Here is a 25,399-nt window from a genome sequence, read left to right on the forward strand (position 1 = left end):
TTATTTCAGAAAATACAAAAGCCGCTGCAGGGCAGCGGCCGGAGTTCGGAGCAGCACCGCAAAGTGCTGCAAACCCCGCCGGAGCGGGGTCGCCAGAGGCTCAGGCCTCAAGCATAGACAGTCATTACTTGATCGTCAGGGCTTCCAGCTTGCCGCTGTTGCCATAGACGTAAATCATGTCTCCCACTACCAGCGGACGAGCCCGCAGGCCGTCGCTGTCGATACGCTCGCGGCCCACGAAACGACCATCAACCTGGCTCAACAGGTGCAGATAGCCTTCCATGTCGCCAACGGCTACATAGCTGGAGAACACTTCTGGCGAACCCAATTGACGACGGGCCAGCGCTTCGTTGCTCCACAATGCTGAGGACGAACGCTCGTCGATACCTTCGACAGTGCCGGAGGCCAGGCTGGCATAAACACTGCCAAAGCCTTGGGCCACACCGGAGTAGCTCGATGCATCGCGCTGCCAGATAACACGGCCGCTTTCCAGCTCCAGACCGGCAACCCGGCCCTGATAGGTAGCGACATACAACGTACCACCGGACAACAGCAGACCGCCGTCGATATCAACGACGCGATCCAGCTCGGAGCGACCTTGAGGAACCGCTACACGCTGCTCCCACACAGGCACACCGTTAGATGTATCCAGAGCAACGACTTTACCGGTCGACAAACCAGCCACTGCCAGGCGATTGGTTACGATCGGCGCACCCGTACCGCGCAAAGTCAGTACTGCAGGTGTGCTTTCGTAAATCCAGCGCTGATTACCGGTCGCCGCATCCAGGCCGACAATACGGTCATCCTGGGTCTGGACCACAACCACGTCACCATTGGTGGCAGGCGGGGCCAGCACTTCACTGGTCACACGCGAACGCCATTTTTCTTCGCCTGTGCTGGCATCCAGCGCAACGACTTCGCCCTTCAGGGTGCCAACCATCAGCATGCCGTAACCAACGCCAACGGCACCGGAAACACGCAGCTCAAGGTCTTTTTCCCAAAGAACCTTACCGTCCATGCGGTCCATTGCGACGATGAAACCTTCGACATCGCTGGCGTAGATACGGTCGCCATCAATGGCCGGAACCAGGATGTTGTAGGTTTCGCCCTGCCCCTCACCGATGGAGCGGCTCCACTGCTTCTGCAGCACGACTTCTTCTTTGAAGTCGGTCAGCTCGGCCGGTGGCAATTCCTTTTTGCTGTTGCTGCTGCAACCCGCGGCCAAAATGGCCAGAGCCAGCAATGCTGCATGTTTCCAACGGATCACGTCACGCATCCCCTTTGGCCAAGTCGTCGAGCTTCATTTGTAAGCCACCTACGGCCGCTTCTTCAGACAGCGCGGATTTGGCTTTTTGGTATGCAGCATGTGCCTCGTCGGTGCGGCCGAGCTGTACCAGCAAGTCGCCCTTGAGTTCTTCACGGCTGGCCAGGAATGCTTTTTCAGCATCGCCGTCAAGCAGCTTCAGCGCGTCGTCAGCCTTGTTCTGTGCAGCCAGTACGCGAGCCAGACGCTGACGAGCGATTTCACCCAGCGTATCGCTGGCCGGCTTGTCGGTGACCAGCTTCAACTCGGCGACAGCGTCGTCAAGCTTGCCATTATCGACAGCCACTTTGGCCACGAACAGACTGCCGTACTGGGCATAAGCAGAACCACCGAACTCGCTTTTCAGCTTGTTGGCGATATCAGCAACACGGGCCGTGTCAGCCTGACCGCTTGGCGTGAGGGCTGTTTCCAGCAATTGCTGGTAGAGCGCCGAAGCACCTTGCGACTGATTGCTTTCGTATCTGGTCCAGGCCTGCCAGCCAAGCACCACTACCAACGCCAGCAAACCACCCGTCACCAGGGGTTTACCATTGCGCTGCCACCAGTCCTTCATTGCCGCCAGTTCATCATCTTCAGTACCTGACACCCCAATACTCCTATTCGCTAAAACGGCTGTAAATCAGCTTCAACCCTGCACGACGCAGGAGGCCAGGTGCTCGGACAGAGCATCCCAGGCAATATTTTGTTGTTCACCCTGACCACGCAGGGGTTTAACGCCGATGATCTGCTGCGCCAGTTCCTCTTCCCCGAGGATCAACGCGAACAGGGCACCACTCTTGTCGGCTTTCTTGAACTGGCTTTTGAAACTGCCAGCCCCAGCATTCACCTGCAAGCGCAGGTTCGGCAGCTCGTCACGGACGCGCTCGGTCAGCGCCAATGCAGCCAGTTCAGCAGCTTCGCCAAACGCACACAGGTACACGTCAACCTGACGGGAAATTTCTTCCGGGATCTGCTCGAGTGTTTCAAGCAGCAGCACCAGACGCTCGATACCCATGGCAAAACCAACACCAGTGGTTGGCTTGCCACCCATCTGTTCGACCAGACCGTCGTAACGACCGCCCGCGCAGACTGTACCCTGAGCGCCCAATTGATCGGTCACCCACTCGAAAACGGTTTTGCTGTAGTAATCCAGACCACGAACCAGCTTGGGATTGATCACATACGGAATACCCGCTGCATCCAGACGCGCCTTGAGGCCTTCGAAGTGGATGCGGGATTCGTCGTCCAGATAATCCGCCAGTTTCGGTGCATCAACCAGCAGCGCCTGAGTCTCAGGGTTCTTGGTATCCAGTACCCGCAGCGGATTGGTCTTCAAGCGACGCTGGCTGTCTTCGTCCAGTTCGCTGAGGCGAGCCGAAAGGAACTCGACCAGCGCATCGCGATAACGCGCACGCGCCTCGCTGGTGCCCAGGCTGTTGAGTTCGAGCTTCACCGCGTTGCGAATACCCAGCAAGCCCCACAGACGCCAGGTCAGCACGATCAGTTCTGCATCGATGTCCGGACCATCCAGATTGAAAACCTCGACGCCAATCTGGTGGAACTGACGATAACGGCCTTTTTGCGGGCGCTCGTGGCGGAACATCGGGCCGATGTACCACAATTTCTGCACTTGCCCACCGCCGGTAATACCGTGTTCAAGCACCGCACGTACGCACGCTGCCGTACCTTCAGGCCGCAGGGTCAGCGAGTCGCCATTGCGGTCGGCAAAGGTGTACATCTCTTTTTCGACGATATCGGTCACTTCACCGATGGAGCGCTTGAACAGATCAGTGAATTCCACGATAGGCATGCGAATCTGCCGGTAACCGTAGTTATCCAGCAAACGCGAGACAGTGCCTTCGAAATGACGCCACAGCGGGGTCTGATCGGGCAGGATGTCGTTCATGCCACGAATGGCTTGCAGAGACTTACTCACAAAAAATCCTTAGCAATTCTGGTTAGCCGCGCGCGATAAGGGCTGCGTCAGCTTCGACCTTTTCGGCCGCTTTCTGGCGGATCAAGCGTTCCAGCTCATCCACCAGATTGTCATTGGTCAGTTTTTGCGCTGGCTTGCCGTCGATATAGATCAGGTTCGGCGTGCCGCCAGTCAGACCAACGTGAGCCTCTTTGGCTTCACCCGGTCCATTGACCACACAACCGATAACCGCAACATCCAGTGGCACCAGCAAATCCTCAAGCCGCCCTTCCAGCTCGTTCATGGTCTTGACCACATCGAAGTTCTGCCGCGAGCAGCTCGGGCAGGCAATGAAGTTGATCCCACGAGAACGAAGGCGCAGCGATTTAAGGATGTCGTAACCGACTTTCACCTCTTCAACCGGGTCAGCGGCCAGCGAGATGCGGATAGTATCGCCAATTCCCTCGGCGAGCAGCATACCTAGGCCAACGGCTGATTTCACTGTGCCAGAACGCAATCCGCCCGCTTCAGTGATACCGAGGTGCAGCGGCTGGACAATTTCCTTGGCCAGCAAGCGATAAGCTTCAACGGCCATGAACACATCGGAGGCTTTAACACTGACCTTGAAGTCCTGGAAATTCAAACGCTCAAGGTGTTCAACATGGCGTAACGCGGACTCAACCAGTGCTGCCGGGGTTGGTTCGCCGTATTTCTTTTGCAGGTCTTTTTCCAGCGAACCGGCGTTAACACCGATACGGATGGGGATACCGCGATCACGAGCGGCATCGACTACAGCACGCACGCGATCTTCACGACCGATGTTGCCCGGATTGATACGCAGGCAGTCAACGCCCAGCTCGGCAACGCGCAAGGCAATCCTGTAGTCGAAGTGAATGTCGGCAACCAGCGGCACCTTGACCAACTGTTTGATGCGGCCAAAGGCTTCAGCTGCATCCATGTCCGGGACTGAAACCCGAACAATGTCCACGCCTGCCGCTTCAAGGCGGTTGATTTGCGCAACAGTGGCTGCAACATCGTTGGTGTCACTATTAGTCATGCTCTGCACCGCGATGGGGGCATCGCCACCCACAGGAACAGAACCGACCCAGATTTTGCGGGATTCGCGACGCTTGATCGGAGATTCACCGTGCATAGTTTATTGCCCCAGCTTCAGGCGAGCGGTAGCGCCGCTGGTGAACGGAGCTACATCGACAGGCATGCCGTTGTAGCTGACCTGAGCACCGGCTGCAGCCCCCAGACGTACGTTGAGCGGCGGCTTGCCACTCACATCCAGGCTATCGCCTTTATGTTTGATGCCCATGTACAAAACTTTACCGGTGCTGTCAGTAACCTGCGTCCAGCAATCGGCAGTAAACGAGATGCTCACCTGACCCGCACCGGCGACAGCTGCCTCAGGTGCAGTGGCGGGTGCAGATTGTGCAGGCGCAACAGCGGGGGCTGACGGGGCAGTTGCAGGCGCACTGTTCGTCGGCGCAGTCGCCGTTGAGCTGGCAGGTGGGGTGGTCGACGACGGAGCCGCTGGGGTCTGAACCGGGGCCTGAGCAGGCGTAGATGCCGCTGGCGTCGCAGGGTTCAGGGCCAGTGGCGCAGAGTCCGTGGTTTGCGCTTCGACGACGGCCTGATCTTCGGGCTCGTCCAGCGGGTGAATCTGGGTCGTGCCGTCAGCACTCTCGACTTCAACGTGCTCAAGGCTCAGACCTGAATCCTTGCCACGCAAGGAAGTCTGATCCTGCCACCAGAAGAAGCCACCGCCGACCAGAACAATCAGCAACAGCAGGCTGACGATTCGCAGAATATTGTGAGAAAGGCGTACAGGCTCTTCGATACGGCCCAAGGCATGTACCGAACTACCCGCGCTGTCTGTACCGGTGTACTGATCGAATTGGGTGACCAGTGCTGCCTGATCCAGCTCCAGAACCTTGGCGTACGCACGAACATAACCGCGAGCGAAGGTATGGCCCGGCAGTTTGTCAAATTGACCCGCTTCCAGGTTACTTAACGAAGTTACGGTGAGGTTCAGCCTCAGCGCGACGTCTGGCAGCGACCAGTTTTTACTCTCACGGGCCTGACGCAAGGTTTCGCCAGGGTTGACGCGAGTGGCTGCTACGACTTCGGGATGCACCGCTTTCATCATTGCTCCGACAGGTATTGCTGATATTCCGGCGTACCGGGATAGAGTCTTTTGAGTTGCAGGCCAAAACTGGCTGCCTTGTTACGATCTTCGTAGATTTTTGCCAACCGTATACCAAGCAATAGACTACGTGCATTTTGCTCGCTGAGTTGGCTAAACCGGTCGTAATAATCACGCGAGGGCACATAATGCCTGTCTTCGTAAGACAACTCAGCCATTTCCAGCAATGCACGAGGCAACTGACGGTCCATGCGCAAGGCTTTGGTGAAGTGCTCAGCGGCAACTTCGCGGTTACCAAGCATCACCGCAGTCATCCCGAGATTTTCAAAAACCCGCGAGCGCTCAGGATAGAGGTTATCAGCGGCGGCCTGTTCAAAACGCTCATAAGCTTCCTTGTAGCGCTTCTGCTCGTAAAGGAAGCTGCCGTAGTTGTTGAGGATGCGAGCGTCACGGGGACTGGAAGACAGGGCCTTTCGAAAGTGCTGGTCAGCCAGCTCGGGTTCCATTTCCACCTGGAACACCAACGCCAACGCGGCGTTGGCATCTGCATCGGAACTGTCCAGCTCAAGCGCTTTTTTCAACGGAACCTTGGCGCGTTCGCTCTGGCCTTGCTGCAAATAGCCAATACCCAATTGAACGTAGGCCTGGCGCGCCGCGTCTCGACCTTTGCTGGTACTCATGGGATCGACGTTGCCCGTGGTGACGCAACCAGCCAGCGCGGTCAGAAAGCAGAGCAGCAGAGCGGCACGCACGGACATTGAGAATCTCTCAGACAGGTTCGCGATCAGGTTCGAGTCGCGGCGCTTTGAGCCACACTCGCCTCGCTACTCAATTCACGTACAGCAATGTAACGTTCACTGCGGCGAGTACGGTCCATGACCTGCCCGACCAGTTGACCGCAGGCTGCGTCGATATCCTCGCCACGGGTAGTACGCACCGTGACGTTGTATCCAGCCTGATGCAACTGATCCTGAAAGCGACGAATTGCGTTGTTGCTCGGACGCTCGTAACCGGAATGCGGGAACGGGTTGAACGGGATCAGGTTGATCTTGCAAGGCGTGTCCTTGAGCAGCTCGATCATTTCAACCGCGTGCTCGACCTTGTCATTGACGTCTTTGAGCAAGGTGTACTCAATGGTCAACACGCGCTTCTCACCCAGAGTCGCCATGTAGCGACGGCAAGACTCAAGCAGCATTTTCAGCGGGTATTTCTTGTTGATCGGCACCAACTGATTACGCAACGCATCGTTTGGCGCGTGCAGCGACAACGCCAGCGATACGTCGATGTGCTCAGCGAGCACGTCAATCATAGGTACCACGCCAGAGGTGGACAGCGTCACCCGACGTTTGGAAATGCCATACCCCAGGTCATCCATCATCAGATGCATGGCGGCAATGACATTATCGAAATTCAGCAGCGGCTCACCCATGCCCATCATCACCACGTTGGTGATTGCACGGTCGACAGTAGCCGGGACGCTGCCAAAGGATTTATTGGCAATCCACACCTGACCGATCACTTCGGCGGCGGTGAGGTTGCTGTTGAAGCCTTGTTTGCCGGTAGAGCAGAAACTGCAATCCAGCGCACAGCCCGCCTGGGACGAAACACACAAGGTGCCGCGTTTACCCTGAGGGATGTAGACGGTTTCGACGCAGCTACCGGACGCCACACGCACCACCCACTTACGGGTGCCATCGCTGGAGATGTCCTCGCTGACGACTTCAGGACCGCGAACTTCAGCGCAGGCCTTGAGCTTTTCGCGCAGGGCCTTGCTGACGTTCGTCATGGCGTCGAAATCATCGACGCCAAAGTGGTGAATCCACTTCATGACCTGACCGGCACGGAAGCGCTTCTCCCCGATAGAATCGAAGAATTTTTCCATTTCCAGTTGGGTCAGACCCAACAGGTTTGTTTTGCCAGTCGTTGCAATCATGAATTCACCCTTCACTCGTTAGTCCAGGACTTAGCGAGCGGTAACCTCTGTAGCTGCGAAGAAGTACGAGATTTCGCGAGCAGCGGCTGCTTCGGAATCGGAGCCGTGAACAGCGTTGGCGTCGATGGAATCAGCGAAGTCAGCACGGATGGTGCCAGCAGCAGCTTCTTTAGGGTTGGTAGCGCCCATCAGCTCACGGTTCAGAGCGATGGCGTTTTCGCCTTCCAGAACCTGAACAACAACAGGACCAGAGATCATGAAAGCAACCAGATCGCCGAAGAAGCCACGAGCGCTGTGCTCAGCGTAGAAACCTTCAGCTTCAGCCTTGGACAGCTGCTTCAGTTTCGAAGCAACGACGCGCAGACCGGCTTTTTCAAAACGAGTGGTGATCTCGCCGATTACGTTTTTAGCAACGGCGTCAGGCTTGATGATGGAGAAAGTACGTTGAACAGCCATGGTGTAACTCCAGAAACGATGATTAAAGCGAAAAATTAAACCCGCGAATTATACGCGGGTTTGAGGTTATTGCCTAACGTGCAAATTGGATCAGCCGATTTCTTCGGCCCAAAGCGTCTGAACCGCTTCGAGCACTTTCTCGCCGACGCGGCCAGAGGTGTCGTCGAAATCCGGCAACTGCTTGATCATCAGTTGCAGCCTGGTGAACCCCACCGAGTAAGGATCGACGCCGGGATGAGTCTCGGCCAGCTCCTCAGCGATTCGTTGTACGTCATTCCAACCGTAACTCATGACAGCTTCTCGATCAGTGCGGCGCTTCAGCCGCATGGTTAAGCGAATACTTCGGAATTTCAACGGTCAGGTCTTCATTTCCGACGATGGCCTGGCAGGACAGACGGGACTGCGGTTCCAGCCCCCACGCCTTGTCCAGCATATCTTCCTCCAGCTCATCCGCTTCATTCAACGAGTCAAAGCCCTCGCGAATGACGCAGTGGCAGGTGGTGCAGGCACAGACACCACCGCAAGCACTCTCGATCTCGATGTGATGCTCATGAGCAATTTCGAGAATAGACGTGCCAGGTTCGACCTCCAGAACCAGCCCTTCCGGGCACAACACGGCATGGGGCAGAAAAATCAGCTGCGGCATCAGTTATTCCTCAATGTCATTCAGATTGCGCCCCGCCAAAGCGGCTTTTACCGTCACGTTCATGCGGCGGGCTGCAAATGCATCGGTCACCTGTGACAGACGCTTGGTCTGCTGCTCGATGGCGGGGCCATCAGTGCCTTGCATCAAGTCACGTAATTCCTGCAACTGGAGATTGATCACCATGCGCTCTTCGGCATCCAGCAGGCGCTCACCATCGGCTTCCAGTGCGCCCTCCACCGCCTCCACAAGGCGCTGAGCGTCAACCTGCTGCTCACGCAAAACGCGGGCAACCTTGTCGTCACTGGCGTAGGCAAAGGAATCCTTGAGCATTTTGGCAATTTCGCCATCGGTCAGACCATAAGACGGTTTGACCTGAATGCTCGATTCAACGCCCGAGCCAAGCTCGCGGGCAGCCACACTGAGCAGACCGTCAGCGTCTACCTGGAAAGTCACACGGATCTTGGCCGCACCCGCCACCATGGCCGGGATGCCGCGCAGCTCGAAGCGAGCCAGCGAGCGACAGTCACTGATCAATTCACGTTCGCCTTGCAACACGTGAATCATCATTGCCGACTGGCCGTCTTTGTAAGTGGTGAACTCTTGCGCACGAGCGACCGGGATGGTGGTGTTACGCGGAATCACCTTCTCCATCAGACCGCCCATGGTTTCCAGCCCCAGCGAGAGCGGAATCACATCGAGCAAGAGCAACTCACCACCGTCACGCTTGTTGCCAGCCAGGGTATCTGCCTGGATCGCCGCGCCAATGGCGACCACCTGATCCGGGTCGATATCTGTCAAAGGCTGGCGACCGAACAATTCAGCTACAGCGCCACGCACGCGAGGGACACGAGTAGAACCGCCGACCATGACCACCGCCTCGACTTCATCCAGCTCAATGCCGGCATCACGCACGGCACGACGGCAGGATTTGAGGCTGCGCGCGACCATTGGCTCAATCAGCGCTTCGAAAGCTTCACGCGTCAGCGTGCTTTTCCAGTCGCCGTACTCGACATCGACGGAACGCTCACTGGTCAGCGCTTCTTTAGCGTTGCAAGCCGCCTGCAACAAGCTGCGCTGCGCGGACGGGTCGATATCCGCAGACAAGCCTGCCTCGCTGACAATCCAGCCGGCAATTGCATGGTCAAAGTCATCGCCACCCAGCGCACTATCACCGCCGGTTGCCAAGACTTCGAACACGCCACCAGTAAGACGCAAAATCGAGATGTCGAACGTGCCGCCGCCCAAGTCATAAATGGCGACAACGCCTTGCGCGCTCTGATCCAGGCCGTAAGCCACGGCCGCAGCGGTTGGCTCATTGAGCAGGCGCAATACGTTAAGGCCCGCTAACTTCGCAGCGTCCTTGGTGGCCTGACGCTGAGCGTCATCGAAATAAGCCGGAACGGTGATCACCGCTCCGACCAGATCACCACCCAGCGCCTGTTCAGCACGCTGACGCAGAACCTTGAGGATATCGGCAGAGACTTCAACCGGGCTTTTCGGCCCTTGAACCGTCTCGATGAACGGCATGTGCGACTCACCGCCAACAAAACGGTAAGGCAGCTGCTCGCCCAATTGCTTGACGTCGGACAGACCACGACCCATCAAGCGCTTGACCGAGAGCACGGTGTTGAACGGATCGGTCGAAGCGGCGGCTTTGGCAGCCTGCCCCACTTCCACACGATCGGCGTGATAGCGCACGGCAGACGGCAGAATGACTTGCCCTTCAGCGTCGGCCAGCGGTTCGGAGAGGCCACTGCGCAGTGCAGCGACCAGCGAATTGGTAGTCCCCAGGTCAATACCAACCGCCAGACGGCGCTGATGAGGTTGAGGACTTTGACCGGGTTCGGCGATCTGCAGTAGAGCCATGCTTTATCAGAATTTCACAGGCGTGCGGCCAGAAGCAGCACGGAGTTAATCGTCGAGGCGCTCTTCAAGCTGGCGCACTTCGTAAGAGAGCTTGTCGAGGAACTGCATACGTCGCATCAGGCGTTCTGCCTGTTCACGTTGCGCAGCATCATCCCAACAGGCAGCGAAGCTTTCGTTCAGTTCGTCCTGAGCAGTCTTGAGGCGACGCTTGAACACCGCGACGCCGGCCAGATCGGCCTCATCCTGCAAGTCCTCAAGCTCTTCACGCCACTGCATCTGCTGCAGCAGGAACTCGGGATCATGCACGGTGACTTCAAGCGGCACTTCGCCGCGCATCGCTAACAGATAACGCGCCCGCTTCGGAGCGCTCTTGAGCGTCTGATAGGCGTCGTTGAGACTGGCGGAGTGTTCAAGCGCCAACCGCTGCTCACGCTCGGAAGCGTCCGCAAAACGGTCGGGATGAACCCCGCGAGCAAGCTCACGGTAGCGCGTCGCCAACTGATCGAGATCGAGGCGAAAGCTCGGCTGAAGCTCGAATAGAGCGAAATGACAAGGAGTACCCACAATAAGCCTCAGACGTTGAAGCTTTCGCCGCAGCCACATTCACCGCGCGAGTTAGGGTTGTTGAACTTGAAGCCTTCGTTCAACCCTTCCTTGACGAAATCGAGCTCGGTGCCATCAAGATAGACCAGGCTTTTCGGATCGATGATCACCTTGACGCCGTGCAATTCGAACACGGAATCTTCGCTTTGCGCCTCATCGACGAACTCAAGCACATAGGCCAGACCTGAACAGCCTGTGGTGCGAACACCCAGACGAACGCCATCACCCTTGCCACGCCCGTCAAGGGAGCGTCGTACGTGATTTGCGGCAGCTTCTGTCATGCTGATAGCCATCGGAACTCCTTATTACTTCACACCAGCTTCTTTAAAAAACGCTGCTATTACAGCAGGCCTTTCTTCTGCTTGTAGTCACGAACAGCCGCTTTGATAGCGTCTTCAGCGAGTACCGAGCAGTGAATTTTCACCGGAGGCAAAGCCAGTTCTTCGGCCAGCTGAGTGTTCTTGATGGTCTCTGCTTCATCCAGAGTCTTGCCCTTCATCCACTCGGTCGCCAAAGAGCTGGAAGCGATCGCTGAACCGCAACCATAAGTCTTGAACTTGGCGTCTTCGATGACACCCTGCTCGTTGACCTTGATTTGCAGACGCATAACGTCGCCGCAAGCAGGAGCGCCGACCATGCCGGTGCCAACATCTGGATCTTCCGCGTTCATTTTGCCGACATTGCGCGGGTTTTCGTAATGGTCAATGACCTTTTCGCTGTAAGCCATGATGCTATTCCTCTATCAGGGAGCCGCTCTGCAAGCCATGCAACAACCGGTTAAACATGGCCTGTCGGTAAAGGCGGCTTTAAATTAGTGCGCCGCCCACTCGATCTTGGAAATATCGACGCCGTCTTTGTACATGTCCCAAAGCGGCGAAAGTGCACGCAGCTTGGTGACCGCTTCGCAAACCTTCTGCGCGGCGTAGTCCATTTCTTCTTCGGTGCTGAATCGGCCGAAGGTGAAGCGTATCGAGCTATGCGCCAGTTCGTCGTTACGACCAAGGGCGCGTAGCACGTATGACGGCTCAAGCGACGCCGAGGTGCAGGCAGAACCGGACGAAACCGCCAGATCCTTGAGCGCCATGATCAGCGACTCGCCTTCGACGTAGTTAAAGCTCAGGTTCAGGTTGTGCGGCACGCGAGCAGTCATACTGCCGTTGATGTACAACTCTTCGAGATGCTCGACCTGCTTGAAGAAGCGATCACTCAAGGCTTTGACACGCACGTTTTCTGCGGCCATTTCCTCTTTGGCGATACGGAATGCTTCACCCATGCCGACAATCTGGTGCGTCGCCAAGGTACCGGAACGCATGCCACGCTCGTGACCACCGCCATGCATGGCCGCTTCGAGACGAACACGCGGCTTGCGGCTGACGTACAGCGCACCGATACCTTTAGGGCCGTAAGTCTTGTGTGCGGAGAACGACATCAGGTCAACCTTGAGGCTGGCCAGATCGATCTCGACCTTACCGGTAGACTGCGCAGCATCAACATGGAACAGCACGCCACGGGAGCGAGTCAGCTCACCGATAGCAGCGATGTCGTTGATGGTGCCGATTTCGTTGTTCACGTGCATGATCGAAACCAGAATGGTGTCGTCGCGCAATGCGGCCTCAACCAGTGCAGGAGTAATCAGACCGTCTTCGCCCGGCTCGATGTAGGTGACTTCAAAACCTTCACGCTCAAGCTGACGCGTGGTGTCGAGCACGGCTTTGTGCTCGATTTTGTTGGTAATGATGTGCTTGCCTTTGCTGGCGTAGAAATGCGCAACACCCTTGATAGCTAGGTTGTCGGACTCGGTAGCACCGGAAGTCCAGACGATTTCACGCGGATCGGCATTGACCAGGTCGGCGACCTGACGACGTGCATTTTCGACCGACTCTTCAGCCTTCCAGCCAAACACGTGGGAACGCGATGCCGGGTTACCGAAGTTTCCGTCAGCGGTCAGGCACTCAATCATTTTCTGAGCGACACGCGGATCGACCGGGGTCGTCGCGGAGTAATCAAGGTAAATCGGCAACTTCATTGAATCTCTCCTATCAGGCAGGCGCACCGCTGATTCATCTACGCTCATTCAACGGCGGACGTTTCAATCTTATCCAGGTACTGGGTCTTGGCGCTGGTGCGACGCAGATCCTGGCGCTGGGCAACTTCTTGTACCTCACGGCGAGTGACAAGGTCGGCCAGACTGATACCGCTTAGAAATTCGTGGATCTGCTCACTGAGGTCACACCACAAGTGGTGGGTGAGGCAGGTGTCGCCAGCGTGGCAATCACCCAGACCCTGGCAGCGTGTCGCATCGACGGACTCGTTGACCGCGTCGACAACCTGAGCAACCTTGATGCCCTGCATATCGCGGGACAACTGGTAACCGCCGCCTGGACCACGAACGCTAGAAACCAGATTGCCACGGCGCAATTTGGCGAACAGTTGCTCAAGGTAGGACAGGGAAATGCCCTGACGCTCGGAAATGTCGGCCAGAGACACTGGCCCGTTCTGCGCGTGTAACGCCAGATCAAGCATGGCAGTTACAGCGTATCGGCCTTTAGTAGTCAGTCGCATGGCGTGTACCGCAGAGGTTCGGAATAGGAGCGAGTATGCTATTCCCGAGTATTTAAGTCAACTATAAGACCTAGCAAAACAGTCGGGATTAAGAGCAAAAGAGCGGCCGCATCATAGCAAACGCTAGGGCGCATGGCACGCCCCAGATTAAAGGCCGGTCAACCGACCTTGCTTTCGCTCTTGTCTTTCACGCAATCAAATACTTCATCGCGCAACTCGGGCAGCTCCTTGGCGCAATAATCACTGCCCAATCCCTTGAGCGCCTCGCACATGCCTTCCAGGCGACCGTCCACTGCCTGCAAGTGATCCAGCAACTGGCCAATCGCACGCGCGACCGGATCAGGCATGTCTTCGCTGACACCGTAAGCATCGAACCCCAGCTTCTCGGCGATGGCTTTGCGCTTGGCCTCAACGTCATCACTGGACTTGATAATGATGCGACCCGGAATCCCCACCGCTGTAGCCCCGGCAGGTACCGCCTTGGTCACCACCGCGTTGGAGCCGATCTTGGCGCCAGCACCGACGGTAAACGGCCCAAGAACCTTGGCACCCGCCCCCACCACAACGCCATCTTCAAGTGTCGGGTGGCGTTTGCCGGCATTCCAGCTGGTGCCGCCGAGCGTTACCCCCTGATAAAGCGTCACGTCATTGCCGATTTCAGCCGTCTCACCGATCACAATGCCCATGCCGTGATCAATGAAGAAACGCCGCCCGACTTTGGCACCCGGATGGATTTCGATACCGGTCATCCAGCGACCAAAGTTCGACACTACCCGCGCAGGCCACTTCCAGCCATTGGTCCACAGAATATGCGCCAGTCGATGCAGCCAGATGGCATGCATGCCGGGGTAGCAGGTCAATACTTCAAAGGAGTTACGGGCAGCAGGATCACGATGAAACACACTTTGAATATCTTCACGCAGACGCTCGAACATCATTGTTCCTTCCGCTTATAAGGTTCACCACGTGCAGCCTTCTGAGTCTCGGTAAGGATGCCGCGCAAAATACTGATCTCCGACCGGTTGACCTCGCTACGCCCGTAAAGACGACGCAGCCGGGCCATCAGGTGGCGAGGCTTTTCCGGATCGAGAAAACCGATTGCCACCAAGGTAGATTCCAGATGGCCATAAAAGCCTTCCATCTCATCCATGGTCGCCAGATCAGCGCTACGCACGGAAGTCACTTCAACCTTCTCAACCTTGGTGGGCTGCCCCTGAGCAGCCAGCCACGACATGCGCACCTCATAGCTGAGAACTTGCACTGCCGCAGCGAGATTCAGCGAGCTGAACTCGGGATCGGATGGGATATGCACGTGGTAATGACATCGCTGCAGTTCTTCATTGGTCAGGCCGGCGTATTCACGACCGAACACCAGCGCCACTTCTGCGCCCTGCCCTGCCTGCTCGGCAGCCATCACGCCGGACTCACGAGGGTCGAGCAGCGGCCACGGAATGCGGCGGTCGCGGGCACTGGTGCCCATGACCAGATTGCATCCCACCAAAGCATCTTCGAGGGTCGCGACGACCTGGGCTTTTTCCAGAATATCGCCAGCACCTGAAGCGCGGGCGTCAGCTTCATGGTGAGGAAAAAACTGCGGATCAACGAGCACCAGGCGCGAAAGCCCCATGTTTTTCATGGCACGAGCAGCCCCACCGATGTTACCGGGGTGACTGGTACCGACCAGGACAACACGAATGTTTTGCAGCAAGGCGAGTGCTCACAGATAAGTAGAGGGGGTGAAATCTTACAGAACCGCCGGAGTGAACGCCATGAACGGTTGCGACTGGCTACAGCCAGCCCTGTGAGATCAGGCAAGCGCCGCCCTACATACTCAATACATCCCGTTAACCACTGGAAAATTTCCGGCACAGCCAATACAATGTTCGGCTTTCTTTAACGACCTAGGTGAAACGTCCATGCAGCCCATGCTGAATATCGCGCTGCGCGCCGCCCGCAGCGCCAGCGAATTGATCTTCCGCTCCATCGAGCGCCTGGATACCATCAAGGTCGATGAAAAAGGTGCGAAGGATTACGTCAGCGAAATCGATCGCGCTGCCGAGCAACTGATCATTACCGCACTGCGCAAGGCCTATCCGACTCACGGCATCCTTGGTGAAGAAACCGGCATGCACGAAGGCAGCGGCGAAGGCGCTGACTACCTGTGGATCATCGACCCACTGGACGGCACCACCAACTTCGTTCGCGGCATCCCGCACTTCGCCGTCAGCATCGCCTGCAAACACAAAGGCCGTCTGGCTCACGCAGTGGTGCTGGACCCGGTTCGCCAGGAAGAATTCACCGCCAGCGCTGGCAATGGCGCGCAACTCAACGGTCGCCGCATGCGCGTCAGCCCGCGCACCAGCCTTGACGGCGCCCTGCTCGGCACCGGCTTCCCGTTCCGCGACGATCAGATGGACAATCTGGAAAACTACCTGGGCATGTTCCGCAGCCTGGTAGGCCAGACTGCAGGCATCCGCCGCGCTGGCGCCGCAAGCCTGGATCTGGCCTATGTAGCTGCCGGCCGCTTCGACGCGTTCTGGGAATCAGGCCTGTCCGAGTGGGACATGGCTGCAGGCGCACTGCTGATTCAAGAAGCAGGCGGCCTGGTCAGCGACTTCACAGGCGGTCACGACTTCCTTGAGAAAGGCCACATCGTTGCCGGCAACACCAAGTGCTTCAAAGCTGTTCTGACCTCCATCGCACCGCACCTGCCGGCCACGATGAAGCGTTAAGATTCAGCGCCATAAAAACCGGCCGAGCGCCGGTTTTTTTGTGCCTGTAACTTTTAAGCCATGCAGAAAAAGAAAAAGCACCCGAAGGTGCTTTTTCTGATCAACACAGACTCAAGCTTATTGCTGGTTTTGACCCAGAATCAGCTGACCTTCCTTGTTGACTGGAATCTGACCGCCCGGATCACGATCCATCCGCACCTGACCCACCTTGTCATTCAGCTTGTACTTCACGTCATAACCCACGACCTTGTCGCTGATGTCATTGACCGTGTTGCAGCGAGTTTCGGTGGTGGTGTAAGTGTCGCGATTCTGCATACCTTCCTGAACTTTGTTGCCGGCATAGCCGCCGCCAACAGCGCCCGCTACGGTAGCAATCTTCTTGCCGTTGCCGCCGCCTACCTGGTTACCCAGCAGGCCACCCGCAACAGCACCGATCACGCTACCTACAATCTGGTGCTCATCCTTGACCGGAGCACGCTTGGTTACGGTTACATCTTTGCAAACTTCACGCGGCGTTTTTATTTGCTGTTTAACCGGCTCGACTGCCAGTACATCCGCATATTCCGGGCCGCTTTTAACGAGGCTGTAGGTGGCAACAGCACCGCCAGCCGTAACAACGGCAGCGCCCAGCACAGCACCAACAAGCAACGATTTGTTCACGTGAACCTCCTGACCATCTCAAACGTAGACTTTGCTACGCAGCACTTGGGATCGTTGCCGCTCCAGTGCGAATCTCGGCAATCCACGAACCCAAGCCTTGGAGCACAAAAAAGGGCATGAGTTCAAAACTCATGCCCTTTTGGCATCACACCCGGAAGAAAAAGCGGCGATCAGGGTAGATCGTCAGCCTTCTCAACGGCTACAGGAGGGATAAGATCTTCCGTGGTCAGGTTCAGCCAGATCAGCACCACGTTCGCGATGTAGATGGAGGAGTAAGTACCCGCCACAACACCCACGAACAGCGCGATGGAGAAGCCTTCGAGGTTATCACCACCGAATACCCACAAAGCAGCAATTGCCAGCAAGGTCGAAACCGACGTTGCCACAGTACGCAGCAGCGTCTGGGTAGTGGAGATGTTGATGTTCTCGATCAGCGATGCCTTGCGCAGCAAACGGAAGTTTTCCCGCACGCGGTCAAATACAACGATCGTGTCGTTCAGCGAGTAGCCAATGATGGCCAGAACTGCCGCCAGCACCGTCAGGTCGAAGGTGATCTGGAAGAACGACAGAATACCCATGGTCACGACCACGTCGTGAATCAGGGAAATGATCGCACCCACCGCGAACTTCCACTGGAAGCGGAATGCCAGGTAGATCAGAACACCGCCCAGCGCCAGCAGCATGCCCAGACCGCCCTGGTCGCGCAGCTCTTCACCCACTTGCGGACCGACGAACTCGACACGCTTCACGGTAGCCGGGTTGTCGCCGCCCGCTTTACGCAGAGCATCGGCAACCTGGGAACCCAGTTGCGGATCTTCGCCGGGCATACGCACCAGCAGATCGGTGGTGGCGCCGAAGTTCTGCACCACCGCGTCGTGATAACCAGAGCTGACCAGTTCCTCACGAACCTTGCCCAGATCGGCAGGACGCTCGTAAGTCAGCTCGATCAGCGTACCGCCGGTGAAGTCCAGACCATAATTGAGGCCCTTATGGAACCAGCTGAACAACGCCAGAACGGTAAGGAGCATCGTGACGGCGAACGCAACATTGCGCACGCCCATGAAGTTAATGGTACGTAACATGGCAGCCCCTTAAATCCACAACTTCTTGAAGTCACGCCCGCCATAGATCAGGTTGACCATTGCGCGGGTCACCATGATGGCCGTGAACATCGAGGTAAAGATCCCGAGCGACATGGTCACTGCAAAGCCCTTCACCGGGCCAGTGCCCATCGCGAAGAGAATGCCGCCGACCAGCAGCGTCGTCAGGTTGGCGTCGAGGATCGCGGTATAAGCGCGGTCGAAACCTTCATGGATCGCACGCTGAATAGTCATGCCATTAGCGATTTCTTCACGTATCCGCGAGAAGATCAGCACGTTGGCGTCCACCGCCATACCCATCGTCAAGACGATACCGGCAATACCCGGCAAGGTCAGGGTCGCACTCAACAGCGACATCAAGGCCAACAGCATGACCATGTTCAGCGCCAGAGCGACTGTCGCGATCAAACCGAAGAAGCGATAGATCGCCATGATGAACAGCGAAACGAACAGCATGCCCCACAGAGAAGCGTCGATACCTTTGGTGATGTTGTCAGCACCCAGGCTCGGACCGATTGTGCGCTCTTCAGCGAAGTACATCGGAGCAGCCAGACCACCGGCACGCAGCAACAGCGCCAGCTCGGAAGATTCACCCTGACCATTCAGACCGGTAATCCGGAACTGAGCGCCCAGTGGCGACTGAATGGTCGCCAGGCTGATGATTTTCTTCTCTTCCTTGAAAGTCTGAACCGGCACGTCTTTCTCGACACCGCCCACGACTTGCTTGGTGTAAGTCGTCGTCGGTTTCTGCTCGATGAAGATCACCGCCATGCTGCGGCCCACATTGCTGCGGGTCGCACGGCTCATCAATTCGCCACCGTGACCGTCCAGCGTGATGTTCACCTGTGGACGACCATGTTCGTCAAAGCTGGCCTTGGCGTCAGTCACCTGATCACCGGTGATGATCAGACCACGCTCAACCGGCGCTGCCGGACGACCGCCTTCGCGGAACTCGAACATTTCGGTAGTGGCTTTGGAATCATCAGGGCCTGCACCCAGACGGAATTCAAGGTTGGCGGTCTTGCCCAGAATACGCTTGGCTTCAGCGGTATCTTGCACACCCGGCAACTCAACCACGATGCGGTTGGCGCCCTGACGCTGAACCAGAGGCTCAGCAACACCCAGCTCGTTGACCCGGTTACGCACCGTGGTCAAGTTCTGCTTGATGGAGTAATCGCGGATTTCGTTGATCTTGGCCGGTGTCATCGCCAGACGCAGAACAGGAATACCGTTCAGCTCAGCCGGAGTGATTTCGAAATCGGTGAAATTCTTGCGAACCAGATTGCGGGCTTCTTCACGGGCAGCGTCATCGCTGAAACCCAGTTGAATTGCGCCACCCAGTTGCGGCAGGCTGCGATAACGCACCTTTTCCTTGCGCAACAGGCTTTTGACTTCGCCTTCATAAACTTTAAGACGCGCATCCAGGGCCTTGTCCATGTCAACTTCCAACAGGAAGTGCACACCACCGGACAAGTCCAGACCCATCTTCATCGGAGTTGCGCCCACATTGCGCAACCAGTTCGGAGTAGTCGGGGCCAGGTTCAGTGCAACGACATAGTCATCACCCAAAGCCTTGCGCACAACATCCTTGGCTGGCAGTTGGTCTTCCTGCTTGCTCAGACGCAACAAACCGCCTTTGCCATTCTCGGCCAGCGAAGAGGCCTTGACCGCGATTCCGGAATCAACAAGCGCTTTGCTCGCACGCTCCAGATCAGCCTGACCCACCTGCAACGCAGTGCTTGCGCCGCTGATCTGGATCGCTGGATCGTCAGGATAGAGATTGGGTGCGGAATAAATAAAACCGATCACCAGCACCGCCAGGATCAGTACGTATTTCCACAGAGGGTATTTGTTCAGCATCACGCCGCCCGCTTATAACGCGGGGCGCCTTGCGCGCCCCGTCGATTGGTAAAAGTCTGAATCTTAGATCGCTTTCAGGGTGCCCTTTGGCAGCGTGGCAGCAATAGCGCCCTTCTGCATTTTCAGCTCAACAGTGTCGGAAACTTCGATAACCACGAAATCATCAGTCACTTTAGTGATCTTGCCAGCGATACCGCCGGTGGTAACCACTTCGTCGCCCTTCTGCAAGTTGCTCAGCAGGTTCTTCTGCTCTTTGGCGCGCTTGGCTTGTGGACGCCAGATCATCAGATAGAAGATGACCAGGAAGCCGACCAGGAAGATCCATTCAAAACCGCCACCCATAGGGCTAGCAGCAGGTGCAGCAGCGTCCGCGAAAGCGGGAGAGATGAAAAAGCTCATTTAGCACTCCAGTTGCATAATTAAGTAAAAAGCAGAAAAACTTGTTTTGACTCAGTCCATCGGCGGCGTTGGAATCCCGCGCTTGGCATAGAAGGCATCGACAAAGGCGGCCAATGTACCTTGTTGAATAGCCTCGCGCAAACCAGCCATAAGGCGCTGGTAATGCCGCAAATTGTGGATCGTATTAAGCATGCTTCCCAGCATTTCGCCGCACTTGTCCAGGTGATGCAGATAAGCGCGCGAGAAGTTCTGACAGGTGTAGCAATCGCAGGTCGGATCCAGTGGCGAATCATCATGACGATGGAACGCGTTACGGATCTTCAATACACCTGTATCGATGAACAAATGACCGTTGCGGGCATTGCGGGTCGGCATCACGCAATCGAACATGTCGATTCCGCGGCGCACACCCTCAACCAGATCTTCAGGCTTGCCTACCCCCATAAGGTAACGAGGTTTTTCAGGAGGCATCAGGCCTGGCAGATAATCCAGCACCTTGATCATCTCGTGCTTGGGCTCGCCTACCGACAGACCGCCGATGGCCAGGCCATCGAAGCCGATCTGATCCAGACCTTCCAGCGAGCGTTTGCGCAGGCTTTCATGCATGCCGCCCTGAACGATACCGAACAGTGCCGCCGTGCTTTCGCCGTGAGCGACTTTCGAACGCTTGGCCCAGCGCAGCGAGAGTTCCATGGACACACGGGCGACATCTTCGTCAGCCGGGTAAGGGGTGCATTCGTCGAAGATCATCACGATGTCCGAGCCCAGGTCGCGCTGAACCTGCATCGACTCTTCCGGGCCCATGAACACCTTGGCGCCATCCACCGGAGAGGCGAAGGTCACGCCCTCCTCCTTGATCTTGCGCATCGCACCCAGGCTGAACACCTGAAAACCGCCGGAGTCGGTCAGGATCGGGCCATTCCACTTCATGAAATCATGCAGGTCGCCGTGAGCCTTGATGACCTCGGTGCCCGGACGCAGCCACAGGTGGAAGGTGTTGCCCAGAATGATCTGCGCACCCGTGGCCTCGATATCACGCGGCAGCATGCCCTTGACCGTACCGTAAGTGCCCACCGGCATGAACGCCGGGGTTTCCACCACGCCCCGCGGGAAGGTCAAACGACCACGACGCGCCTTGCCGTCAGTGGCCAACAACTCGAAAGACATACGACTGGTGCGGCTCATGCGTGATCCTCTGGGCCCGATGCCTTGGGAGCGGTCGGCGCGGGATTGCGGGTGATGAACATCGCATCACCGTAACTAAAGAAGCGGTAGCCGTTTTCCACCGCCGCCTTGTAGGCAGCCATGGTCTCGGGATAACCGGCGAATGCCGAAACCAGCATCAACAGCGTGGATTCCGGCAAATGAAAGTTGGTCACCAGAGCATCGACCACGTGGAAGGGACGCCCCGGGAAAATAAAGATATCGGTGTCACCGCTGAAAGGCTTCAACACACCATCGCGGGCCGCGCTTTCCAGCGAGCGCACGCTGGTCGTACCGACAGCAATCACTCGACCGCCACGCTCACGACACGCCGCCACGGCATCGACCACATCCTGGCCGACTTCCAGCCATTCGCTGTGCATGTGGTGGTCTTCAAGCTTCTCGACCCGCACCGGCTGGAACGTACCCGCGCCAACGTGCAGGGTCACAAACGCCATTTCCACGCCCTTGGCTTTCATGGCATCCAGCAGTGGCTGATCGAAATGCAGACCCGCTGTTGGCGCAGCAACCGCACCGGCACGCTGGGCATACACCGTCTGATAACGCTCACGGTCGGCGCTGTCATCGGGCCTGTCTATATAAGGAGGCAACGGCATATGGCCGACGCGCTCCAGCAATGGCAAGACTGGTTCGGTGAAACGCAGCTCGAACAATGTATCGTGACGCACGACCATCTCGGCCTCGCCGCCACCATCGATGACAATCATCGACCCCGGCTTAGGCGACTTGCTCGACCGCACATGGGCCAGCACGCTGTGCGTGTCCAGCACGCGCTCCACCAGAATTTCCAGCTTGCCGCCGGACGCTTTCTGGCCGAACAAGCGCGCCGGAATCACTCGGGTGTTGTTGAACACCATCAAGTCACCGGGGCGCACGTGCTCCAGCAAATCGGAAAAATGTTCATGGCCCAGCGCGCCCGTAACCCCGTCCAGGGTCAACAAACGACTGCTGCGGCGCTCGGCCAAAGGATGGCGAGCGATCAGAGAATCAGGGAGTTCGAAGGTAAAGTCAGCAACGCGCATGATCGAGTTCGTCTAGCAGGGCCGCGAAGTTTAGCGGAAAGAGACAAAATTGACCATGAAAGGTGATTGACCAACGGTAATACCGTCTGTAGACTTCGCCGCCATTGAGCCCTGATGGCGGAATTGGTAGACGCGGCGGATTCAAAATCCGTTTTCGAAAGAAGTGGGAGTTCGATTCTCCCTCGGGGCACCACGACACACTTCAAGCTGCTGCTCAATGCAGCTTGAATACAAAGAAACCGGCCACTGCGCCGGTTTTTTTGTGGGTGGAATTTGCGTTTTCCCTTACCTGCGCCTGTCTTATCTTCCGCGACATCCGCAACACAAATCCGGGCCCGGACAACGCAGCGCCGCTCCAACCGACTGCCCTACGTTGCACTGAGCCAAGGCACTTATTGCCACACTCGTGGACAAAGCAAGGCAACTATCGCAGCGAAGCATCAACTTACTGAGCATCACATGCTCGGCAACTCTTGCTTTGTCGCCGTTAGCACGGACATTTGAATCGCATGGACCATCATCTTGAACCTATTCCCGCTTTCTATTAACGCGTTGATCGGCACAAGCCTCCTGGCATTGCTCAGTGGCTGCGGATCAATGGCGAATGTCAGATCCTTTTCAACACCCTACAGCCTGCCAGCAAGTGATCAGACAGCACGCTTGCGAGTCTTCAGCGACGGCATGGTCAGGGCCATACCCAAATCCGCTTGCATCGACTTCCGCCTGCCCGGCGCCGGGGTGCTAGTGGCGCCGCGCAAAGGCTACGCTGACCGCAATAACGAAAGCGTGGACATGCCAGTCATCGACGCGCAGCCACCTGGCACAGTCAAGAGCGAATTCAAGATACCCGCAGGCGAACCCGTGGCTTTTGTCTACAACCGCGATGGTTGCTACAACAGGTTCACTTTCGTACCCAAGCCGGGGGCAGACTACGAACTTAACGCGTCGGGGAGTTCCGATTGTACGGTGTCGGCCAGGCAACTTTCGCACGGGTCGGAGCCGAGCAAACCTGTGCCTTTGGGCGAAAGTGAAATGTGTCGATTCGCCGACAATTACTAGTCGGCGTTCCGGACAGGTCAAGGTATGTGGGAACTCAGCGCCATAATATCCGGGCAGTTTGAGCGGACCGGCTTTTTCAACATAATCGGTCGAATACAGTCATTCGCGCATGTCCGCCATCGACCAACAGCTGACATAGAGCACTAACGAAAGCTCAGATCACTATCCGTTGTATTGGCACGTTCCTGCACAACAGGAAAGCGGGCCTACTGCAAATTCGCAAAGGAGACCCGGCTCCACTGTCGCACCAGGCTCAGTCACGCCATACTAAACACTGGACTGATATTTATGACTCATCTGACTACAATGGCCCTCCCCTCCAGCAGATGTTTGCGGAACCGGTCTGCATAATCCTCGGCGACAGCAGCCTGAACGCTGGCGCGATTAGCCAGTGCATGACGCCACTCGGCAATACGACCAAGTCCATCAAACAATGAATGACTTGGTTCGAACCCCAGTATGTCGAAGTAGCGAAAAACCGGGGCGACAGCAATATCCACCATACTGAACGTTTCGCCAGCGAAGTACGGTCCCTCCATCTTTTCACCGCCCAGTCGCTCTAGCTTTCCCCTCAGCGCTGAAGACTTACCAAGCGCTGTCTGCTGATCCGTTGCGTTCAAATATCCCCACGCATCAGCGAGCATACCCGTGGCGAACTCAATCCAGGCACGGTGTTGAGCGCAGGAAATTGCATCTTTCGGGTGCAAAGCGGGCTCCGGATACACCTGTTCGATGTACTCGCAGATAGCCACGCTCTCGAAAAGTACGGTGGCTTCCTCATCGCCTTTTTGCACCATTAGAAGCGGGACTTTGCCCGTTGGCGACATGACCTGAAACCAGTCGGGCCTGTCCTTCAAATCCACATCGACCCGTTGAAATGGAACCTCTTTTTCGAGGAGTAAAATGGCCACTCGCTGAACAAACGGACAAAGCCCGTGGCTAACAAGCGTGAGCCGTGATTGCGACATTTGAATACCCACTGTGGTTTCAACAACTCCGCCTCCAGAGAGGAAGCGGGATGTACTGACTCGAAGGCGCGACTACCTCGTTAAAGCGAGCGACCACCATCAACAATGATTTCTGTTCCCACCGTCCAACGAGACTCGTCCGACGCGAGGTACAACACTGCCTTAGCGACTTCTTCAGGCGTGCCAAAACGGCCAAATGGGATGGTCGCCGCAATCTCTTTATTGACCTGCTCGCGGTAGGCGTCGGGTATACCCGCCTTGTCGTACAGCGGCGTGTCGACCGGACCAGGGCTGACCGCATTTATTCGAACACCACGCGGTAGAAGCTCGCTAGAGAGCGTTTTCGACATGTTCAGAAAGGCAGCCTTTGTCGCGGCATAAATGGATGAACGCGCGGAGCCCAAGTGGGCACTTACCGAGGTGTTAAGCACCACCGATGCAGGATTAGAGAAGACCGGCAATAGTGCTTGCAGAAGGAAGTAAGGGCCTTTGACATTGATGTCGAAGGAGCGATCAAACATCTCCTCGTTCCAGTCTTCGATTGGCTTCCAGACGGATACGCCAGCATTGAGGAAGGCAACATCGAGATGCCCGTAATGAGACTGAACAGCCTGCGCCAGCTCCTTCTGGGCTGCGACACTGGCTGAATCGGCTCGCAGCACAAGGACTTCGCTACCTAAAATAGCTTGAGCATTTGCCATGGACTCAGGATTAACGCCTGTGACGATCACGCGTGCGCCTTCGGCGAGAAATTGCTTGGCGGTTTCCAGACCGATGCCGCTCGTACCGCCAGTGATGAGGGTACGCTTGCCTTGCAAACGGGACATGTAAATTTCCTCTCTTTGGGCGGTCAGCCGGACGACTGACCATCTGAGAGCAACTATGCATTCATGTCAGCGCACTGATAAGATGGGTAAATAGAATAGATCTCATGCTGAA

The 25,399-nt window shown here is 56.7% G+C and carries 28 protein-coding genes and 1 tRNA gene; 3 read left to right on the forward strand and 26 right to left on the reverse strand.

Going from position 1 to position 25,399, the window contains the following annotated elements; translation table 11 throughout:
* Positions 1-124 precede the first annotated feature (124 nt).
* The 18 genes from bamB to trmJ all read right to left on the reverse strand — a co-directional run bounded on the left by bamB (position 125) and on the right by trmJ (position 15,144).
* The gene (gene bamB / locus ABRP31_RS20865; RefSeq protein ID WP_349970409.1) at positions 125-1,276 is read right to left on the reverse strand and encodes an outer membrane protein assembly factor BamB; all 1,152 of its coding nucleotides are present in this window, start codon (positions 1,274-1,276) and stop codon (positions 125-127) included.
* Positions 1,269-1,910 (reverse strand): YfgM family protein, encoded by a 642-nt coding sequence (locus ABRP31_RS20870; RefSeq protein ID WP_027902637.1) that lies wholly within the window; start codon positions 1,908-1,910, stop codon positions 1,269-1,271. Before ABRP31_RS20870 ends, bamB begins: the two co-directional genes overlap by 8 nt.
* Positions 1,911-1,949: 39 nt before the next feature.
* Complete coding sequence (gene hisS, locus ABRP31_RS20875) at positions 1,950-3,239, reverse strand: histidine--tRNA ligase (protein WP_087264560.1); 1,290 nt, start codon at positions 3,237-3,239, stop codon at positions 1,950-1,952.
* 22 nt (positions 3,240-3,261) lie between these two features.
* Positions 3,262-4,371, reverse strand: coding sequence for a flavodoxin-dependent (E)-4-hydroxy-3-methylbut-2-enyl-diphosphate synthase (ispG, locus tag ABRP31_RS20880; protein WP_087264561.1), 1,110 nt, complete (start codon positions 4,369-4,371; stop codon positions 3,262-3,264).
* A 3-nt stretch (positions 4,372-4,374) separates the two neighbouring features.
* Positions 4,375-5,370: a RodZ family helix-turn-helix domain-containing protein gene (locus tag ABRP31_RS20885; protein WP_349970411.1), complete on the reverse strand. Its 996-nt coding sequence runs from the start codon at positions 5,368-5,370 to the stop codon at positions 4,375-4,377.
* Positions 5,370-6,128 (reverse strand): type IV pilus biogenesis/stability protein PilW, encoded by a 759-nt coding sequence (gene pilW / locus ABRP31_RS20890; RefSeq protein ID WP_087264563.1) that lies wholly within the window; start codon positions 6,126-6,128, stop codon positions 5,370-5,372. The genes ABRP31_RS20885 and pilW overlap by 1 nt, the downstream gene beginning before the upstream one ends.
* A 26-nt stretch (positions 6,129-6,154) precedes the next feature.
* Complete coding sequence (rlmN, locus tag ABRP31_RS20895; RefSeq protein WP_087264943.1) at positions 6,155-7,303, reverse strand: 23S rRNA (adenine(2503)-C(2))-methyltransferase RlmN; 1,149 nt, start codon at positions 7,301-7,303, stop codon at positions 6,155-6,157.
* Between the two features lie 30 nt (positions 7,304-7,333).
* A complete protein-coding gene (gene ndk, locus ABRP31_RS20900) occupies positions 7,334-7,759 on the reverse strand; it encodes a nucleoside-diphosphate kinase (RefSeq protein WP_002552482.1) in 426 nt (141 codons plus the stop codon).
* A gap of 90 nt (positions 7,760-7,849) precedes the next feature.
* Complete coding sequence (gene iscX / locus ABRP31_RS20905; RefSeq protein ID WP_349970420.1) at positions 7,850-8,050, reverse strand: Fe-S cluster assembly protein IscX; 201 nt, start codon at positions 8,048-8,050, stop codon at positions 7,850-7,852.
* Between the two features lie 13 nt (positions 8,051-8,063).
* Positions 8,064-8,405 carry an ISC system 2Fe-2S type ferredoxin gene (gene fdx / locus ABRP31_RS20910; RefSeq protein WP_087264565.1) on the reverse strand — a complete coding sequence of 114 codons (342 nt, stop codon included), beginning with the start codon at positions 8,403-8,405 and terminating at the stop codon, positions 8,064-8,066.
* A 3-nt stretch (positions 8,406-8,408) separates the two neighbouring features.
* Positions 8,409-10,271, reverse strand: coding sequence for a Fe-S protein assembly chaperone HscA (gene hscA / locus ABRP31_RS20915; RefSeq protein WP_349970423.1), 1,863 nt, complete (start codon positions 10,269-10,271; stop codon positions 8,409-8,411).
* 45 nt (positions 10,272-10,316) lie between these two features.
* A complete protein-coding gene (gene hscB, locus ABRP31_RS20920) occupies positions 10,317-10,835 on the reverse strand; it encodes a co-chaperone HscB (RefSeq protein WP_087264567.1) in 519 nt (172 codons plus the stop codon).
* An 8-nt stretch (positions 10,836-10,843) separates the two neighbouring features.
* On the reverse strand, positions 10,844-11,167 hold the full coding sequence (iscA, locus tag ABRP31_RS20925) for an iron-sulfur cluster assembly protein IscA (RefSeq protein WP_087264568.1): 324 nt from the start codon (positions 11,165-11,167) through the stop codon (positions 10,844-10,846).
* A 47-nt stretch (positions 11,168-11,214) separates the two neighbouring features.
* Positions 11,215-11,601: a Fe-S cluster assembly scaffold IscU gene (gene iscU / locus ABRP31_RS20930; RefSeq protein ID WP_002552476.1), complete on the reverse strand. Its 387-nt coding sequence runs from the start codon at positions 11,599-11,601 to the stop codon at positions 11,215-11,217.
* 84 nt (positions 11,602-11,685) lie between these two features.
* Positions 11,686-12,900 (reverse strand): IscS subfamily cysteine desulfurase, encoded by a 1,215-nt coding sequence (locus ABRP31_RS20935; RefSeq protein ID WP_087264569.1) that lies wholly within the window; start codon positions 12,898-12,900, stop codon positions 11,686-11,688.
* Between the two features lie 44 nt (positions 12,901-12,944).
* Complete coding sequence (iscR, locus tag ABRP31_RS20940; RefSeq protein ID WP_087264570.1) at positions 12,945-13,436, reverse strand: Fe-S cluster assembly transcriptional regulator IscR; 492 nt, start codon at positions 13,434-13,436, stop codon at positions 12,945-12,947.
* Between the two features lie 158 nt (positions 13,437-13,594).
* Positions 13,595-14,371 (reverse strand): serine O-acetyltransferase, encoded by a 777-nt coding sequence (cysE, locus tag ABRP31_RS20945; RefSeq protein ID WP_027902651.1) that lies wholly within the window; start codon positions 14,369-14,371, stop codon positions 13,595-13,597.
* A complete protein-coding gene (trmJ, locus tag ABRP31_RS20950) occupies positions 14,371-15,144 on the reverse strand; it encodes a tRNA (cytosine(32)/uridine(32)-2'-O)-methyltransferase TrmJ (RefSeq protein ID WP_087264572.1) in 774 nt (257 codons plus the stop codon). The genes cysE and trmJ overlap by 1 nt, the downstream gene beginning before the upstream one ends.
* Before the next feature lie 208 nt (positions 15,145-15,352).
* Here trmJ and suhB point away from each other — a divergent pair, with 208 nt between their 5' ends.
* Positions 15,353-16,168: an inositol-phosphate phosphatase gene (suhB, locus tag ABRP31_RS20955; RefSeq protein WP_027899882.1), complete on the forward strand. Its 816-nt coding sequence runs from the start codon at positions 15,353-15,355 to the stop codon at positions 16,166-16,168.
* A 117-nt stretch (positions 16,169-16,285) separates the two neighbouring features.
* Here suhB and ABRP31_RS20960 read toward each other — a convergent pair whose 3' ends face one another.
* The 6 genes from ABRP31_RS20960 to queA form a co-directional block, all read right to left on the reverse strand.
* Positions 16,286-16,828, reverse strand: coding sequence for a glycine zipper 2TM domain-containing protein (locus ABRP31_RS20960; protein ID WP_027899883.1), 543 nt, complete (start codon positions 16,826-16,828; stop codon positions 16,286-16,288).
* Positions 16,829-16,998: 170 nt separating this feature from the next.
* The gene (gene secF, locus ABRP31_RS20965; protein WP_087264573.1) at positions 16,999-17,910 is read right to left on the reverse strand and encodes a protein translocase subunit SecF; all 912 of its coding nucleotides are present in this window, start codon (positions 17,908-17,910) and stop codon (positions 16,999-17,001) included.
* A gap of 9 nt (positions 17,911-17,919) precedes the next feature.
* A complete protein-coding gene (secD, locus tag ABRP31_RS20970; RefSeq protein WP_087264574.1) occupies positions 17,920-19,788 on the reverse strand; it encodes a protein translocase subunit SecD in 1,869 nt (622 codons plus the stop codon).
* Between the two features lie 63 nt (positions 19,789-19,851).
* Complete coding sequence (yajC, locus tag ABRP31_RS20975) at positions 19,852-20,187, reverse strand: preprotein translocase subunit YajC (RefSeq protein WP_349970430.1); 336 nt, start codon at positions 20,185-20,187, stop codon at positions 19,852-19,854.
* 51 nt (positions 20,188-20,238) lie between these two features.
* Positions 20,239-21,354 (reverse strand): tRNA guanosine(34) transglycosylase Tgt, encoded by a 1,116-nt coding sequence (gene tgt, locus ABRP31_RS20980; RefSeq protein WP_087264944.1) that lies wholly within the window; start codon positions 21,352-21,354, stop codon positions 20,239-20,241.
* A gap of 14 nt (positions 21,355-21,368) precedes the next feature.
* Entirely contained in the window at positions 21,369-22,433 is a 1,065-nt protein-coding gene (gene queA, locus ABRP31_RS20985) for a tRNA preQ1(34) S-adenosylmethionine ribosyltransferase-isomerase QueA (RefSeq protein WP_087264576.1), read from the reverse strand.
* A gap of 108 nt (positions 22,434-22,541) precedes the next feature.
* On the opposite strand from queA, the gene ABRP31_RS20990 reads away from it, so the two are divergent.
* Together ABRP31_RS20990 and ABRP31_RS20995 are read left to right on the forward strand one after the other, a co-directional pair.
* A tRNA-Leu gene (locus tag ABRP31_RS20990) sits at positions 22,542-22,626 on the forward strand.
* Positions 22,627-22,955: 329 nt separating this feature from the next.
* Positions 22,956-23,492, forward strand: coding sequence for a hypothetical protein (locus tag ABRP31_RS20995; RefSeq protein WP_372488962.1), 537 nt, complete (start codon positions 22,956-22,958; stop codon positions 23,490-23,492).
* A 293-nt stretch (positions 23,493-23,785) separates the two neighbouring features.
* On the opposite strand, the gene ABRP31_RS21000 is transcribed toward ABRP31_RS20995, so the two are convergent.
* The gene (locus ABRP31_RS21000; RefSeq protein WP_349970434.1) at positions 23,786-24,472 is read right to left on the reverse strand and encodes a glutathione S-transferase family protein; all 687 of its coding nucleotides are present in this window, start codon (positions 24,470-24,472) and stop codon (positions 23,786-23,788) included.
* Positions 24,473-24,540: 68 nt separating this feature from the next.
* Entirely contained in the window at positions 24,541-25,287 is a 747-nt protein-coding gene (locus tag ABRP31_RS21005; protein ID WP_349970436.1) for an SDR family oxidoreductase, read from the reverse strand.
* Between the last annotated feature and the right edge of the window lie 112 nt (positions 25,288-25,399).

Origin of the sequence: Pseudomonas caspiana (assembly GCF_040224095.2) — a bacterium.
GTDB lineage: Bacteria > Pseudomonadota > Gammaproteobacteria > Pseudomonadales > Pseudomonadaceae > Aquipseudomonas > Aquipseudomonas caspiana.

What these genes read in the sequence shown, in the direction of transcription:
- bamB (WP_349970409.1), bottom strand. Translation starts at nt 1,276, where the DNA reads ATGCGTGACGTGATCCGTTGGAAACATGCAGCATTGCTGGCTCTGGCC.
- ispG (WP_087264561.1), bottom strand. Translation starts at nt 4,371, where the DNA reads ATGCACGGTGAATCTCCGATCAAGCGTCGCGAATCCCGCAAAATCTGG.
- ABRP31_RS20885 (WP_349970411.1), bottom strand. Translation starts at nt 5,370, where the DNA reads ATGAAAGCGGTGCATCCCGAAGTCGTAGCAGCCACTCGCGTCAACCCT.
- pilW (WP_087264563.1), bottom strand. Translation starts at nt 6,128, where the DNA reads ATGTCCGTGCGTGCCGCTCTGCTGCTCTGCTTTCTGACCGCGCTGGCT.
- rlmN (WP_087264943.1), bottom strand. Translation starts at nt 7,303, where the DNA reads ATGATTGCAACGACTGGCAAAACAAACCTGTTGGGTCTGACCCAACTG.
- ndk (WP_002552482.1), bottom strand. Translation starts at nt 7,759, where the DNA reads ATGGCTGTTCAACGTACTTTCTCCATCATCAAGCCTGACGCCGTTGCT.
- iscX (WP_349970420.1), bottom strand. Translation starts at nt 8,050, where the DNA reads ATGAGTTACGGTTGGAATGACGTACAACGAATCGCTGAGGAGCTGGCC.
- fdx (WP_087264565.1), bottom strand. Translation starts at nt 8,405, where the DNA reads ATGCCGCAGCTGATTTTTCTGCCCCATGCCGTGTTGTGCCCGGAAGGG.
- hscA (WP_349970423.1), bottom strand. Translation starts at nt 10,271, where the DNA reads ATGGCTCTACTGCAGATCGCCGAACCCGGTCAAAGTCCTCAACCTCAT.
- iscA (WP_087264568.1), bottom strand. Translation starts at nt 11,167, where the DNA reads ATGGCTATCAGCATGACAGAAGCTGCCGCAAATCACGTACGACGCTCC.
- iscU (WP_002552476.1), bottom strand. Translation starts at nt 11,601, where the DNA reads ATGGCTTACAGCGAAAAGGTCATTGACCATTACGAAAACCCGCGCAAT.
- ABRP31_RS20935 (WP_087264569.1), bottom strand. Translation starts at nt 12,900, where the DNA reads ATGAAGTTGCCGATTTACCTTGATTACTCCGCGACGACCCCGGTCGAT.
- iscR (WP_087264570.1), bottom strand. Translation starts at nt 13,436, where the DNA reads ATGCGACTGACTACTAAAGGCCGATACGCTGTAACTGCCATGCTTGAT.
- cysE (WP_027902651.1), bottom strand. Translation starts at nt 14,371, where the DNA reads ATGTTCGAGCGTCTGCGTGAAGATATTCAAAGTGTGTTTCATCGTGAT.
- suhB (WP_027899882.1), top strand. Translation starts at nt 15,353, where the DNA reads ATGCAGCCCATGCTGAATATCGCGCTGCGCGCCGCCCGCAGCGCCAGC.
- secF (WP_087264573.1), bottom strand. Translation starts at nt 17,910, where the DNA reads ATGTTACGTACCATTAACTTCATGGGCGTGCGCAATGTTGCGTTCGCC.
- secD (WP_087264574.1), bottom strand. Translation starts at nt 19,788, where the DNA reads ATGCTGAACAAATACCCTCTGTGGAAATACGTACTGATCCTGGCGGTG.
- yajC (WP_349970430.1), bottom strand. Translation starts at nt 20,187, where the DNA reads ATGAGCTTTTTCATCTCTCCCGCTTTCGCGGACGCTGCTGCACCTGCT.
- tgt (WP_087264944.1), bottom strand. Translation starts at nt 21,354, where the DNA reads ATGTCTTTCGAGTTGTTGGCCACTGACGGCAAGGCGCGTCGTGGTCGT.
- queA (WP_087264576.1), bottom strand. Translation starts at nt 22,433, where the DNA reads ATGCGCGTTGCTGACTTTACCTTCGAACTCCCTGATTCTCTGATCGCT.
- ABRP31_RS21005 (WP_349970436.1), bottom strand. Translation starts at nt 25,287, where the DNA reads ATGTCCCGTTTGCAAGGCAAGCGTACCCTCATCACTGGCGGTACGAGC.